We start from the raw sequence: 12,677 nt of genomic DNA on the forward strand, positions 1-12,677 counted from the left end.
ACTCATCGAACGTCCCGATGCAATTTCCGCTCGCGCCCGTCGCAGATTGGCTTGTCTCCGCTGCCGTCCTTGTATCCAAACCGCGCCCGGTTCGTAACTGCCGGTAAGGAGCGTTCGTTTCACACGTGCAGCGGATGGTCACCGCGGCATGGTCAACAGGGCATTACGGTGCCGCCATTGACCCCAGGCGACAGCCGTCCCTTATGGGACCCGACAGCACGTACGGGTCGTTTTTTCTGCATGCCATGGACGTTGCCGATGCTGTCGCGTCAGCGCTGAGTGGAAACCAACGTTCCGGCGCCGTATCCTTAAAAAAGAATGCGGCTCGACGCGAGGCTGTCCTTGACGCTTCTACGGTCTGCCCTTCAGGAGGCTTCCCCTTGAACCCTCCGTAGCGCACTGCATACACCTGCTTACAAATCTCACAGTGACCCGGTGCACCATTCTGTCGGTTGCGGCGTTCTTCTCGCTGACACACATCAACGGAGCACGACATGAACACCAACCTGACCTCCAGTTCACCGCAGCGTGGGCGCATTCACCCTTTAGTCGCAGTTGCCGCCGTGGCCGTCATCCTCGCCAGCGCTACAGGTATCGCGGCGATGACGGGCATTCTTCCGACGTCCCGGGCTGTAACGGCGCCTCCGACGCAAGCTATACCGGTCGCGGCACAAATCGCCAGCGCACCGGTCGCTTCGCCGCAACCGAACGGGGAGCAACGCGTGACCCGGGAGGAAGCACCCGCCCAGCCGCGCGTCCATCATCGCCATAGTGTGCCCGTTGAGCAGGCCCGCGGCTATGCGAACAACGACGCAAATCAATCCTCCGCAACACCCGCGCCGAGGCCGGTCGCCGTTGACCCGAACACCGGCGAAGTAGTCGCCGTCAATACGGTCCAGGAATCCGAGCCAACAACGGGTCTCGGGGCCGTAGGCGGGGCCGTCGCTGGCGGGTTGTTGGGAAATCAGGTCGGCGGAGGACGTGGTCGCGTTCTGACAACGATTGCCGGCGCCGTCGGCGGTGGCCTTGCGGGCAATGGCATTGAGCATGCTGTGCGCAAAGCGACGAGCTACCAGGTGCAGGTCAGAATGCAGGACGGCAGCTACCGGAATTTCAACTACACGACGCAGCCGCCGGTCCAGGTCGGTGAGCGCGTTCATGTCTCGGGCGACTCCCTGAGCGCGTCGTAATCAGCCTCCAAAACCGGCGGGACCATTACGGTTACTGCCGGTTACAGAATTGACAATCCGGCCGTACCTGCTGCGGCTTGGCACCCTTATAATCGGCGCCGTTCGTCGTGTCTGGCACCCGTCAGAACTGAGCAGGACAGGAGAACTCCATGAAGCGCGCTATCCTTTCTCTTGCCGTGGGCATCTCCGCTGTGTGTGCATCCAGCGTGGCTTTCGCTCACGTAGACGTCGGAGTTTTTCTGGGCGTTCCTCGTCCCGTGTATGTCGCGCCACCTCCGGTCGTGTACGAGGCGCCCCCCCCGGTGGTCTACGCGACGGCTCCAGTCTATGGCTACGGATACGGCTATGAAGGCGGTTACCGCGACGAGCGCCGATGGCATGACCACGGTCGGCACCGTGGATGGGAACGCCATCATCACGAAGACGACGACTGATTTGCCGCTGCTGGCCCTCATAGCGCGTGATTGGTCGCAGACGGAACTGAGCGCGACTCTTCCTCGACGAGAGCCATTTCTCGCAGCCCGGTAGGTGCCGTAGCCTTAGCCGGAACCGCGTTGCGCCCGTATTGGGGCACTCGCCCGAGTTGACGCAGGCAGTTACTTGCCGCCACGTTTCGTCTGCCATCTCTGCATAAAGCCGATTTCGTCGTGCTGGGCATTGATGATGTTCTTGGCCAGCCGCTTCAACTCGGGGTCCTTGCCGTACTTCAGTTCCACCTCGGCCATCTCGATGGCGCCCTGGTGATGGTGAATCATGTGTGACACGAAATCCTTATCGGCATCTCCAGTGTACGGAGTGGAACTCATACCTTTCATCATGCGCTCGTCAGCCTCCTTGAACGCCGCTGTCGACGGACCCGCCCCGGTATCTGCCGTACTGGACATATTCATCCCGGGCATCGACGCACTCTGCTGAGAGCTCATGGAAGCGCAATTTCTGCTGGACCACCATATTGCACAACTTGCGCGCATGAATTGGCGATGCCACCGCTAAAATGAAGCGGCGTACGTTTCTCGCTTTACAGTAAGAGTCGTGGTGTTTGAGAAAGTCATTCGACCAATCCTCAATCTGCCGGTCAGTGATGGTTTCGGTAGCACTTCGAGGAGGCAACCACTACCGCGAACTCATGGCGCATATCAGCCCAGGAGTCGATTCCATACTGCGGTTGCCCGTCCACATGAAACAAATCAGAGTTCTTTACGTCCGGTTCCTTGTCGAGAACAGCGCACGTCAGCTCCTCAAATGCCTTTGGCTCCATACGCCGGAAGTCTGGCGGGGCACTAGAATTGGGACTTGGCGGAATGCCATCTCGAGCGGAATTTTTGGTCATCCTGGCGGCGATAGAGCGGTTGTTTATCTTCCGAGGAATATTAAATGACATGGTCGCTTTCTTCGCGACGGATGTTGATAGGCCGAGTTAGTAACTACGGAGGCTGGATTTAGCGTTCGGTCGCAACCGCAACAGGAGTCGACTGCTTACCTCGATTTGACCAGAACTGCTTCTTCTGGTTGGGTGCCAAGTGCGGGACCATGGCGGTATGGTTCGTTTTCGGGAGAAAATCATGGAACTTGTCCGAATGGTCTGTATGGTGCTGGCCAGCTTCTTTGGAGTACGCAAGCGCGCCAATCACGAGGCGGATTTAGCTAACGTCAACATGCTACTGCTACCGTTTGTCGCAGTTGCCGTCGCCATAGGGATTGGTTTGCTCATCTTCGGCGCTGTTCATCTGATTGTCGATGGGACGAGTTCCGCTCAAGGATTCTGAGGAATTACTCGGCCGCCAAGATGACAACGCGGTTCCGGTCTCGTTAGCGAAACCGCAGCGCTGGTTGGTCACGTTCCGTCATTCGTGGACAGAAGGGTCATCGAGGATGTCGGCGAGTGCTTGAATCGCGCCATCGAAGCGGGCGTCCCAAGGATGCCCGAAGTTGAGCCGAATGCAGTTCTGGAAAGTGCGTCTTGCCGAGAACATAGGCCCTGGCGCGATGCTGACGCCGCGTTTGCTCGCCAGCACGTGAAGCTCCATCGCTCTCACCGATTGAGGGAGCTGCACCCAAAGCATGTAACCGCCGTCTGGGCGCAGCCACGTCACCGAACTGGGGAGCCACTTCTGCAGAGCCGTTTCCATCTGCTCAAGCTGAACTTGAAGCGACGAACGCAGCGAGCGCAGGTGCTTGTCGTATCCACCGTGCTCGAGATAGTCGGCGACCCCCGCTTGGGCAGGTATGCAGGCAGACAGCGTCGTCATCAGCTTGAGTCGCCTCACCTTGTCAGCAAATCGGCCCGCAGTCGCCCATCCGATGCGGTAGCCTGGCGCGAGCGTCTTCGAGAACGAGCTGCAATGCATGACGAGCCCTTCAGTATCAAATGCCTTTGCGGGCAAAGGCCGGTCACGACTGAAGTGGAGCTCCTGATAAACGTCGTCCTCGATGAGCGGGACCTGCTTTTCGCGCAGCATCTCGACCAATGCGCGTTTCTTCTCGACCGACAGCGAGGTCCCTGTCGGATTCTGAAAGTTGGGCATGAACCAGCATGCCCGGATGGGATGTTGCTCGAGCGCGCTTCGCAGCGCGTCCAGGTCTAACCCCGAAACTGGGTTCACTGGAATTTCGACTGCTCTCAGGTCGAGTCGCTCGATTGCCTGCAGCGCGGCATAAAACCCTGGGGATTCGACGGCAACGACGTCGCCCGGCCGGGTCACCGCCATCAGGCAAAGATTCAATGCCTCCAGCGCGCCGTTGGTCACAATGATTTCTTCGGGCGCAACGGCAAATCCTGTCCCAATGTACCGCAAACGAATCTGTTGGCGGAGATGGTCGCTACCGGGCAGGTCCTCGACCGTACTCCAAGGGCTGAGCGAACGCGTGCCCGCCACCAGAGACTTCAAAAGCCGCGCCGACGGAAACAGCCTGGGCGAAGGAAACGCCGAACCCAAGGGCACGATGTCCGGGTGTCGGGTCGACTCCAGTACCGAAAACACCAGGTCGCTGATGTCGACTTTCTTCGGCGCCTCTCCCGGCTTTTCGGCAGGCGCACGCGCGTCGACAGCCGCGCCACGGGTGACAAAGTAGCCGGCGCGTTCTTCGGCGCGGACTAAACCCCACTGCTCGAGCAGATAGTAGGCTCGGAATACCGTGTCTGACTGACGCCGTACTGCGAGATGATTTGGCGCAAAGACGGGAGCTTGGTCCCGACAGGGATGTGCCCTGCGCGGATTTGTTCTGCCAGGTTATTTGCAATGGTTTCGAAGCGATTCATTGATTGACCTTGCGGCGCGCTGCTGAAGGGAACTTGGGGCGCCTGAGCCGTGGTGACGCCCCCGAGTCACCTCTACGGTTCGCTGTCATGCTACCCGGATTCACGGCCCCTCACGCTAGCAGCCTGACCAAGCCCTCACTGCTGCGCCCAAATCCACCGCATCTGCTTCTTCCTGACTATCGTCGACGCATCTACCGTAGCCGTCTGCCCCGCGCCCCAAAAGCGCACGTCTGGAAAAGCATGACCGGAGAAGCTTCCCACCCATGTATCGATACACCGATTTTGACAAAAGCGTTCGTTAGAAGCCGTGCCGCCCAATTCCGCGACCAGCTGGAGCGTTGGCAAAGTGGCCAATTGAGCGAGGAAGACTTTCGCCCGCTCAGACTGCAAAACGGATGGTATGTACAACGGCACGCACCCATGTTGCGCGTGGCTGTGCCTTATGGCGAACTGTCGAGCGCACAGCTGCGCGTCTTTGGCCCGCATTGCCCGCGAATACGATGACCCTGCCTTCGACGTCTATCGGAGCGCCGTCGAGGCGCAGGCAAAGCTGGGGGCGACCCATCTGCCGACGCATACCGCTCACTTCACCACGCGCACGAACGTCCGACGACATTCCTGTTCCACAAGCCTGGCTCGAGTCAGCGGAGCGACAGGTAAATTCAAGGGGACACGTAGCGGCGCGAACAGCGACGTCAAACAGCGGACCGAGCGGCTCAAGGCAAAACGGCCAGTAGTCCGCAATGCAGGAACTGAGGGATGGGCGAAGGGCTCCTTGTCCTGCTCGCGGCGACCTGTCGACCCGTCTCCTGTCCGGCCGAACGTAGGCGGGATGAGGCTTACCGGGCCGCTCTGCTGTAGGGGCCGTAGTGAGTGCGGTCCCATCTGAATTCAGAACACGTTTCCCCCGGTGCTGGGCAGGCGTTGTCTTGGTGAAGGGGCACGCCGCGTGAAGGAAGGAGTTGGCGAGTCTCGCGTTTATCGAGCGCAACGAGGACCTCATTCACTATTGCTTCAACCGTTCCGCGTCCGCAGGACGCATATCGCAAGCGCCAGCCCCGGGGCTACTCACGTGAGCGTCTTGTCGTCGGCGATTTACCATACGCGAATCGTGCAACCTGGTGTTCGTGCACGCCCTCCGCTTCACGAACGCCCCGCTTTTCCTATACTGTTTTTATCGCAATCTGGTTAACGCGACGTCGGTCGCATACTCGGAGGAAGGCATCATGAACAAGGACCAGGTCAAAGGCGTGGCTCAAAAGATGAAGGGCAAGGTCAATGAGGCAATGGGCAAGGTTACGGGCAGACCGGCCCGGGAACTGAAAGGCGATGTTGAGCAAGCCGCGGGACAAGCCAGGAAAGACGTCGGTGACGCCAAGGAAGCGGCGAAGGACCGCACGACACGTCACCATTAACCGCACGCCTCCCGGGGCTGGGTCAATGCATTGACCCAGCGTCAAAGGCCTCATCAGGCGGCCGACTCGCGAAGTTGGTCGCCGGTACCGGCGGTGGATGGGTGCCTCATTGCGCGTGGTTACCAATACGTTTAGCTAAGCTGGAAGATTCAACGGCGCGTCCTCGCCGTCATGTCGCCCCTCGGTAGCGTGTTGCGCCACAGAAGGTTTGAGGGTCAGTGGGTCGCTCTGGCATCGGCGGCATAACGAAGCACGTTTCTCGGAACGCAGACGAAAATGGAAGCCGCAGTCGGCGCTTCGCATGGATTGTCGGCCGCTCGACAAGCACCGTCAGTTCACGAAAGAGAGACTTCGTCGTTGACAATGCGGGGCCGGCCGCGTTGGGGACCTTGAATCCGGGTTGGATGCGACGACTCGCTGGGGTCAGGTTGTCCTCCTTGGCTCGGGCCAAGGCCAACCCTTCCGCTCGCCGGGCACATCCCGCTCAGGGGACGACGCGACCCCGACTCGATTCACTTCCTCCGCGGCATCGTGCAACGGCTCGGCCAACGCGTCCGTTATCATCTGGGGAAGCCCCGTCCCGAACCACTTCACCTTCTTCCGGAGGTGACCGACATACGAGTTCCAGCCGTCAGGGTTGCCATCAAAAAGGTCGTGCTGAACGGTTGACGCAAGCGCATTCCGGTTGAGCTCCGTATCAAGCAGCTTCTTTGGCCACAGGAAGAACGCGCTGGCGACGCCCGCGCTGAACTCGGCCACCGTCATCTTCGGCCCAAGCGCCTGGAGGAAGCGGAAATCCTGTGACAAGTTCTGCTCCTTCGCAAGCTGCACCACCAGCGCCTCCGGCCGACCTGTCCTGGCTAAACAGCCCAAAACTTCGAGCATGTCGCCGAGGTGAAGCAGCAGTTCGCGTCGGTCAAATCGGTCGTCCATTGCAGCTATCTCCGCTCGTTGCGTGCCTGGCTGGAAACGGTCTGTTCCGGCGCAACACCGCGCCCCGGCGACTCCTGTCCCGGCGCGTCTTCGTCAACCATTGCGTCATCGTCCTCTGACTGCACGAGTGGGGGAGCGCTGTCAGGCACCGGTGAGCCAGAGGTGTTCGGGGCGTCTCCAGGCCGTTCATCTTTATCATCGTCGCGGCGCACGTTGCGCGTCTGTCTCTTTCGTCGATTCGTCATGGTGTCCTCCGTGAGGGAGGCAACGACCCGATGTACCGGGTCTGCCTGTGTGCGACTATCTGACAGGCGGCAGCAGCTTCGCATGCTGCCGGCCGCGGATGGAACTCTCGTGGATTGTCATGGTGCTCTCCTGAAAAGTGGATGCCCTTATGCGCGCAACGCGCATGCCATGGAGAAAGCCCTTTTTTGCGGGCGACATGGGGCGACTGCTGCCGTGACTGTGACGGCAGCCGGCTCGTGCGAGACGGTCGGGGTCCAGAGTCACCGGGCAAGCTTGGCCGACACACTTGCCGCCGTCTGTGGTACCGATGGCGAACAATGCAGCCAGTGAGATGACGTGCGGCATGTAACGGCGTCATTCTTCGTCAGTCGTCCGCCGATTCTGCAGACGCTGTGTCGACCGCCTTGAATACGCGAGCGCGCGCTGGGAAACTCCTCCAGTTCAGCGCAGCGGCATTCGCGTGCTGGCGCGCGGCCCGTCGATGTGTGCACGATAGCTTGGTTGTTTTCGTCAACGATGAAATCAAGGGCCTTATGCCATGGCCAGAAGCGGCACGGGAAATGCGCTAACCAGGACACGGACTGCACCGACCTGGGGTCGCAGCCGGTCGCTCTGCACACGGAGGAGCCCATCATGCGAGTTGCTACGAAAGGAATCTTGCTTGCTTCGGCGTTAATGTTGAGTCTGTCGGGCGCCGTCTACGCGCAGGGTGCGGGAAAAACTGGTGGCGGGGGCGCCGGTGCAGGCCAGGGTGGCACTGGAATGGGAACCCCGAATGCAAGCGGAACGACAGAGTCACCATCTGGCGCGTCGGGTGCAAACACTATGGGAAAGTCAGGTGAAATGTCGCAAAAGCAGATGAAGCCGAAGATGCAGAAAAAGGGGGGAATGGCTGCGCCTGCCTCAGACAGCGGCGGAATGAAGAAGGCTTACTAGGCGTGCCGTTGGACGTGTACCCGGCAATCTGCACGGTCAGGCTCCCGGTCAGGGAGCGTTATGCGGCAGGTTGCCTTGGTTGCAGGATAGCGTCCGGAACATCAAATGCCGGCAGCTTTCATATATTCGCCGACTTTGAGTTTGTACGTTCTGTCGTTAGCTCCTGCGCCTTCTGCCATCGAAAGGGTCGCTGTACAAATTGATGAGTAGCTGGTCGTGGGGAACCTACCAGGAGCCATGCAATGGATAACGATTCGCGGGAAGAGAAGATTCGTGCAAGGGCCTACGAGCTCTGGGAAAAAGACGGCAGCCCGGAGGGACGCGCCGACGAGTATTGGGAACAAGCGCAGTTTCAGATAGATGAGGAAGAATCAGAAGCCGACGGCAACGGAGATGGCCCGAAGGGCCGGCTGCCAGGGTGACGAAAACCGGCTAGCGCTGAGGAGTAGCCACGCCGTTGAGTGCGTGGCCGAGCCATAACCCAGGCCACTACATTCCTCTTGCTGGCGAACTGCACGGCGGCGCGGTGCTTGCGCGGTATTCCTTCGTTGCCGCTGCGTGCGACCGCGACGACAGTCCAAGCTGGCGCCGCCTGTACCCAAGCTTCGCGTGACGGGGAATCTCGGCGCTTGGTGCCGGGCGGCGCTCTTGCGCCGACTCCGCCCTGAAAATACGATGCCCAACGGACCGGGAATCGTGCGCCACCAGGACGCAGATTTCTTCCTGGACCGGTTTGATATTCGCAGCCTGCTTGCCCTTCGGACCCATCTTGACGTCGAAGCTGACCTTCTGATTCTCTTGCAGAGACTTGAAACCTTGCCCACTGATTTCCGAGAAATGGGCAAAGAGGTCGTCCCCGCCGTCGTCCGGCGTGATAAACCCGAAGCCCTTGGCATCTTCTGAATCCCGAGCGCCGGGAGTGAGCGCGGCAAACTCGTGACCGTCATCAAAAGGTGGCAGCGGCCACCTGCACGAGAGGGTGCTCTGCAGTTGACTTCCGCCTGTTGGCAGTGGGCGGGAACACGCTCCACCTGCCGTCATCGTGCCTGAAGAAAAACAACGCGCGCGCTCCGGCTGGTGACGACGTTTCGACGCACACGTAGCGTCTCCCATTCCCTGCGGTGCGACTGAATCTGGTTACATGAACGTGCATCGTGGGCGCCGGTGCGAGCCACTTTTCAACCTGACAACGCAGGGACTCCTCGTTCGTGTTTTTCATGTTCCGCTCCAGCAGGTTTTCCGTTCAGGTAACGGGACGGTTTCTCACCGTTCATCTCCTTAACGCCGCAGACGCCCGCAATGTTGACCAGGGATTTGTGATTTCTGAAACCGGATATTTCGAGGTGAGTGGGCCTCAGAGAATTGCCAGGAGCCGGACGGCCGACGGCACAGTCCGGCTCGTACCCTGACCATCGAAATCCGCGCGCCCGCGTTGCCTGAGGGCGACTCCTGTCGCCTCGCCATGCATCGGCAGTTCAGGATTGCTGATAAAGCGACAGGATGGACGCCTTGTCAGACAGGTCCGCGGAGAAGTCCGAGTTTTTGCCGCTCGAGGCAAAGCAACACCGGGCCTCTCACAGCGCTGCGCGACTGGCAAGCTAGAATTGTGCTTCGACTCACGTAGAGAGAAATGAGCAGATGAATGATGCATTCGAGCGCCGTGCCTTGTTGCTTCACCTTGGTGACGTACTGGAGGTCATGCACCTCCTCCTGAAATGTGGTGACGGCCACAAGACCGTACGCGAACTGGCCGCGGCGCACGACCCGCTTGGAGGCTTCCCGCTCCTGGAACAGGTATCGCCGCGGATGACAGCAGAGCAGTTTGTTCAGCGGGTGTCAGACGCCTTCTTCGCATGGCCACGGGAACTGCTTGAGCCTGAGCTGAATCGCAAGCGTCTTGCTTCCACTGTTCGACGGAGCCTGTTTGCCGACAACGCAAACGGATGGCGTGCGTACGTCGCTGCGTTGCGTAGCGACGTTCGGTGGTTCGGTGTGGGCCTGCCGTCGGTGAAAGCTGGCGAGGACGTGTGCGCTGATTCGACCGATGGCAGTTCCGAGAGCTTGCAGGCGGACGAGGCTCCGAGCGCTGGCGATGTCGAGCGCAATGGCGGACAAGCCGAGGACCAACGGGAGAGCGTTGAAAGCAGCGGGCGAGTCTACCCCTCATGGCCGTGGAAGTCCGACGCGTAAGTTGTGAGGCCGGCGTGTCAAACATGCCATTTCGACCGGGCTGCCGGCCAATGGCAGGAGCCAGGCACGTGACCCGACCGAGGCACCGGTGAATGGCGACAAGCCGAACCGCGTGCGAGGCCGTGTCCGATGGGAACTGCCATGACATGCTGTCGCTTACGCTTGACCTGCGCATAGCCAGACGACGTCCACGTCGAGAAGTTCAGAAAGGCGCGCACAATCCGTACTCTTCGGAACGGTAACTCCGGCGCGCCAAAGGGTCACCTCGTGTTCCGATACGCCGAGTGACCTGGCCACCCGACCGGAGGTCACCTTGGCGCGCTTGATGGTCATGTCCAGTCGTGCTGCGAAGGCCCGCCGGGAGCCGTTGTGTTTGAGAGTGCCTTGCAGATGTACATCAAGATTCAGACGACGATTCATGACGTGCAATGCTCCGTGTAACTCATCGTGACCAAACCTAGGTACTTCACGCTACGAAGGTGTGACACGACTTCGATGTTGATGCTTGCAGTCGAACGCCATCACTCGGGCTGGCAGGTCGTTCGCGTGAACTTCACTGCACCTGAACACCCGTTGCGGCGCGTCTTCCCCGCTCTGCGTTAACGCTTTAAATGCCCCGGTGTAATCGACACGGGTGCCGTTTTCCCTATCCCGTACACGGCCAGAAGTCACTCCGCCGCTGTCTTCGAGTGAATTAGCAGCGCAATGACAACGCTCGCAGACGTAGGTCTGTCGGAAAACTTACTCGAAGGTCGGCACCTGTTCGTGCGTCACCGGCTTTGGTCACCAGCGGGTGCCGCAAGTTCCGCCGGCGAAATATCTGCTTGCGTGGAAAAGAGCGGCGCGCTGTTCCACGACCTCGTCACACATCGCGATGATGGTCTCCGGCGAAAGCGCCAGCGCAATCAGGGCGCAGACGCATCCAGCCGGTGGCGGCGAGAGAAAAAACACCCTTCTTCAAGGGTGCCCCAGATAGGCAGATTCAATTGGCGCCCCCACCGCTACGGTCCTGTAATTGAATTTTCGTCGTTTGCAGCTCCTGCATCTGTCGACGTCCGCAGAGCACCCTTACGCAGCCCAGCGCTGAGGACGTTGTACGGGCTCGGGGCCGAGACCAATACGCCTGCGGAGCCGGTGTCGAAAATGCAGCCGACCCGGGAGCTTCCAGACGGCGCGCTTCATCAGTTGGTCACCGTTGCCGAACATGCTGGGCGTTCCGCATACATCTTCTGGAGGCGAACATGACTGATTTTCAGAGACAGGCTGCTACAGCCCAGCAAGCCAATCTTGACTTCTTTTTCGGCCTGGCCAGCAGAATGCTGGAGGGCGAGGAAAAGCTCGTCAGACTGAATCTGGATACGGCGAAAACGACGCTCGCCGATTGGCACCAACGCGAGCAGGACGGGCTGGCGAAAAAGGACCGACAGGAAGTTACCGGTCTGCAGGACGCGCTGGCGCTGCACTCGGCGGAGAAGGTCCTGAAGTACGAACGTCAGGTTGCGGAGATTGCCTCGACCACGCAAACGCAGCTGGCCGAGGTCGTCAATGCGCGGTACCAGGAGGTCAGCCGCCAGGTTCAATCGTTCATCGAGAATTTCGCGCAAAGCGCCCCGGTCGGCTCCGAAGCCACAATCGCATTTCTGAAACAAGCCATCACGCTGGCCGACACCACTCAGGAAAGCGTGCAAAAGGCCACGAAGCAGGCAGTCGAAGTCGCGCAAAGTAACCTGGACGCCGCAACAAAAGCCGCATCGGAGGTGACCGAAGCGGCTGACGGGGTAGTCGATAAGGCAGCAAAAGCTGCGAAGGCGGCGAAGCAATAATTTGAAGGAACGTTGAACCCGTGGTCGCGCGGCAAGGAGCTAACGTGCCTGGCCACACACTGCGACCTGGCCGCTACCGGACAAGCCCAGTTCTCGTGAGCGCTGGTCGGTCGTTCGGGCGCACGTCATGTCCGCCGACGTCTGTTACCAGGCTCGCGCCGGGACCAACGCACCCGAGGAGACCGTGTCACGGCACATAGCTGAAGAAAGAATGGTCCACTGGGGCGGACCATTCTTGTGCATGTCAGCGAGTTGCGCTGAGGTGTCAGCTGGGATAGATTTTTGCCGCCTGCTTACCCTTCGGGCCTTGCTTCACGTCAAAGCTTCAGGCGGTCGGCAATTCAGGTAGTGCTGACTCGCGTCGTCGTGCGTTCTTTCTTCAACGCCGTGGGAGGTAAGCATGCGCGGTGCGGCAGTTGACGTGCGTTTCGACAGCACGCATTTGCTTCTGGACCTGTCCGACGGTCGGGCTGTCCGATTCCCATTGAACTGGTTTCCTGTTCTGGAGATAGCAACGCCAGCTGAGCGCGAACAATTTGCTATCTCGATGGACCGCCAGCAGTTGTTGTGGCCTCAAATCGATGAGGATGTGAACGTGTCTGCGCTGCTTGCCCTTCTGTCTGATACGGCACGTCGCTAACGCCTTTCAAAGACTTTGCGGCTCCTGCGTGGCACCGGAGCGGTA

Annotated in this window: 14 protein-coding genes and 3 pseudogenes; 11 read left to right on the plus strand and 6 right to left on the minus strand. The window is 59.9% G+C overall.

Annotation, left to right across the window (positions count from 1 at the left end; all coding sequences use genetic code 11):
- The first annotated feature begins 494 nt into the window (after positions 1-494).
- The 3 genes from OKW41_RS30240 (at position 495) to OKW41_RS30250 (ending at position 1,718) form a co-directional block, all read left to right on the plus strand.
- Positions 495-1,190 (plus strand): glycine zipper 2TM domain-containing protein, encoded by a 696-nt coding sequence (locus OKW41_RS30240; protein ID WP_429574920.1) that lies wholly within the window; start codon positions 495-497, stop codon positions 1,188-1,190.
- Between the two features lie 149 nt (positions 1,191-1,339).
- Positions 1,340-1,624, plus strand: coding sequence for a hypothetical protein (locus OKW41_RS30245; RefSeq protein WP_429574921.1), 285 nt, complete (start codon positions 1,340-1,342; stop codon positions 1,622-1,624).
- Positions 1,536-1,718 carry a hypothetical protein gene (locus OKW41_RS30250; RefSeq protein ID WP_429576570.1) on the plus strand — a complete coding sequence of 61 codons (183 nt, stop codon included), beginning with the start codon at positions 1,536-1,538 and terminating at the stop codon, positions 1,716-1,718. The genes OKW41_RS30245 and OKW41_RS30250 overlap by 89 nt, the downstream gene beginning before the upstream one ends.
- 68 nt (positions 1,719-1,786) lie before the next feature.
- On the opposite strand, the gene copM is transcribed toward OKW41_RS30250, so the two are convergent.
- Positions 1,787-2,161, minus strand: a complete 375-nt coding sequence (gene copM, locus OKW41_RS30255) for a CopM family metallochaperone (RefSeq protein WP_429574922.1) — start codon at positions 2,159-2,161, stop codon at positions 1,787-1,789.
- A 591-nt stretch (positions 2,162-2,752) separates the two neighbouring features.
- On the opposite strand from copM, the gene OKW41_RS30260 reads away from it, so the two are divergent.
- Positions 2,753-2,956, plus strand: a complete 204-nt coding sequence (locus OKW41_RS30260; RefSeq protein ID WP_429574923.1) for a DUF2970 domain-containing protein — start codon at positions 2,753-2,755, stop codon at positions 2,954-2,956.
- A 78-nt stretch (positions 2,957-3,034) separates the two neighbouring features.
- Here OKW41_RS30260 and OKW41_RS30265 read toward each other — a convergent pair.
- Positions 3,035-4,449: pseudogene (locus OKW41_RS30265) on the minus strand (PLP-dependent aminotransferase family protein).
- Between the two features lie 263 nt (positions 4,450-4,712).
- Between OKW41_RS30265 and OKW41_RS30270 the strand changes: the two are divergent.
- Together OKW41_RS30270 and OKW41_RS30275 are read left to right on the plus strand one after the other, a co-directional pair.
- Positions 4,713-5,059 (plus strand): annotated as a pseudogene (locus OKW41_RS30270) (nitrite reductase); the annotation flags it as partial.
- A 616-nt stretch (positions 5,060-5,675) separates the two neighbouring features.
- Positions 5,676-5,864, plus strand: coding sequence for a CsbD family protein (locus OKW41_RS30275; RefSeq protein WP_429574924.1), 189 nt, complete (start codon positions 5,676-5,678; stop codon positions 5,862-5,864).
- A gap of 423 nt (positions 5,865-6,287) precedes the next feature.
- Here the strand turns inward: OKW41_RS30275 and OKW41_RS30280 are convergent, their stop codons facing one another.
- A complete protein-coding gene (locus OKW41_RS30280; RefSeq protein WP_429574925.1) occupies positions 6,288-6,797 on the minus strand; it encodes a hypothetical protein in 510 nt (169 codons plus the stop codon).
- An 879-nt stretch (positions 6,798-7,676) separates the two neighbouring features.
- Here OKW41_RS30280 and OKW41_RS30285 point away from each other — a divergent pair.
- Together OKW41_RS30285 and OKW41_RS30290 are read left to right on the plus strand one after the other, a co-directional pair.
- The gene (locus OKW41_RS30285; RefSeq protein ID WP_429574926.1) at positions 7,677-7,979 is read left to right on the plus strand and encodes a hypothetical protein; all 303 of its coding nucleotides are present in this window, start codon (positions 7,677-7,679) and stop codon (positions 7,977-7,979) included.
- A gap of 242 nt (positions 7,980-8,221) precedes the next feature.
- Complete coding sequence (locus OKW41_RS30290) at positions 8,222-8,401, plus strand: DUF2934 domain-containing protein (RefSeq protein ID WP_429574927.1); 180 nt, start codon at positions 8,222-8,224, stop codon at positions 8,399-8,401.
- 304 nt (positions 8,402-8,705) lie between these two features.
- Here OKW41_RS30290 and OKW41_RS30295 read toward each other — a convergent pair.
- Positions 8,706-8,855: pseudogene (locus OKW41_RS30295) on the minus strand (cold-shock protein); the annotation flags it as partial.
- Positions 8,856-8,925: 70 nt separating this feature from the next.
- Positions 8,926-9,198, minus strand: coding sequence for a hypothetical protein (locus OKW41_RS30300; protein WP_429574928.1), 273 nt, complete (start codon positions 9,196-9,198; stop codon positions 8,926-8,928).
- Positions 9,199-9,617: 419 nt separating this feature from the next.
- Between OKW41_RS30300 and OKW41_RS30305 the strand changes: the two genes are divergently transcribed.
- Positions 9,618-10,169 carry a hypothetical protein gene (locus OKW41_RS30305; RefSeq protein WP_429574929.1) on the plus strand — a complete coding sequence of 184 codons (552 nt, stop codon included), beginning with the start codon at positions 9,618-9,620 and terminating at the stop codon, positions 10,167-10,169.
- Positions 10,170-10,325: 156 nt separating this feature from the next.
- On the opposite strand, the gene OKW41_RS30310 is transcribed toward OKW41_RS30305, so the two are convergent.
- The gene (locus OKW41_RS30310) at positions 10,326-10,589 is read right to left on the minus strand and encodes an XRE family transcriptional regulator (RefSeq protein WP_429361891.1); all 264 of its coding nucleotides are present in this window, start codon (positions 10,587-10,589) and stop codon (positions 10,326-10,328) included.
- A gap of 821 nt (positions 10,590-11,410) precedes the next feature.
- Between OKW41_RS30310 and phaP the strand changes: the two genes are divergently transcribed.
- Together phaP and OKW41_RS30320 are read left to right on the plus strand one after the other, a co-directional pair.
- Positions 11,411-11,992 (plus strand): TIGR01841 family phasin, encoded by a 582-nt coding sequence (gene phaP / locus OKW41_RS30315; protein WP_429574930.1) that lies wholly within the window; start codon positions 11,411-11,413, stop codon positions 11,990-11,992.
- Between the two features lie 400 nt (positions 11,993-12,392).
- Positions 12,393-12,632, plus strand: a complete 240-nt coding sequence (locus tag OKW41_RS30320; RefSeq protein ID WP_429574931.1) for a DUF2442 domain-containing protein — start codon at positions 12,393-12,395, stop codon at positions 12,630-12,632.
- Positions 12,633-12,677: the final 45 nt, after the last annotated feature.

The sequence above is a fragment of the Paraburkholderia sp. UCT70 genome (assembly GCF_050434085.1).
In the GTDB taxonomy this organism is placed as follows: domain Bacteria; phylum Pseudomonadota; class Gammaproteobacteria; order Burkholderiales; family Burkholderiaceae; genus Paraburkholderia; species Paraburkholderia tuberum.

Bases quoted from the DNA above. Each gene is read 5' to 3' on its own strand.
- phaP (WP_429574930.1), top strand. From the start codon at position 11,411: ATGACTGATTTTCAGAGACAGGCTGCTACAGCCCAGCAAGCCAATCTT.
- OKW41_RS30290 (WP_429574927.1), top strand. From the start codon at position 8,222: ATGGATAACGATTCGCGGGAAGAGAAGATTCGTGCAAGGGCCTACGAG.
- OKW41_RS30275 (WP_429574924.1), top strand. From the start codon at position 5,676: ATGAACAAGGACCAGGTCAAAGGCGTGGCTCAAAAGATGAAGGGCAAG.
- OKW41_RS30250 (WP_429576570.1), top strand. From the start codon at position 1,536: ATGAAGGCGGTTACCGCGACGAGCGCCGATGGCATGACCACGGTCGGC.
- OKW41_RS30280 (WP_429574925.1), bottom strand. From the start codon at position 6,797: ATGGACGACCGATTTGACCGACGCGAACTGCTGCTTCACCTCGGCGAC.
- OKW41_RS30285 (WP_429574926.1), top strand. From the start codon at position 7,677: ATGCGAGTTGCTACGAAAGGAATCTTGCTTGCTTCGGCGTTAATGTTG.
- OKW41_RS30245 (WP_429574921.1), top strand. From the start codon at position 1,340: ATGAAGCGCGCTATCCTTTCTCTTGCCGTGGGCATCTCCGCTGTGTGT.
- OKW41_RS30305 (WP_429574929.1), top strand. From the start codon at position 9,618: ATGAATGATGCATTCGAGCGCCGTGCCTTGTTGCTTCACCTTGGTGAC.
- OKW41_RS30320 (WP_429574931.1), top strand. From the start codon at position 12,393: ATGCGCGGTGCGGCAGTTGACGTGCGTTTCGACAGCACGCATTTGCTT.
- OKW41_RS30300 (WP_429574928.1), bottom strand. From the start codon at position 9,198: ATGAAAAACACGAACGAGGAGTCCCTGCGTTGTCAGGTTGAAAAGTGG.
- OKW41_RS30310 (WP_429361891.1), bottom strand. From the start codon at position 10,589: ATGAATCGTCGTCTGAATCTTGATGTACATCTGCAAGGCACTCTCAAA.
- copM (WP_429574922.1), bottom strand. From the start codon at position 2,161: ATGCGCGCAAGTTGTGCAATATGGTGGTCCAGCAGAAATTGCGCTTCC.
- OKW41_RS30240 (WP_429574920.1), top strand. From the start codon at position 495: ATGAACACCAACCTGACCTCCAGTTCACCGCAGCGTGGGCGCATTCAC.
- OKW41_RS30260 (WP_429574923.1), top strand. From the start codon at position 2,753: ATGGAACTTGTCCGAATGGTCTGTATGGTGCTGGCCAGCTTCTTTGGA.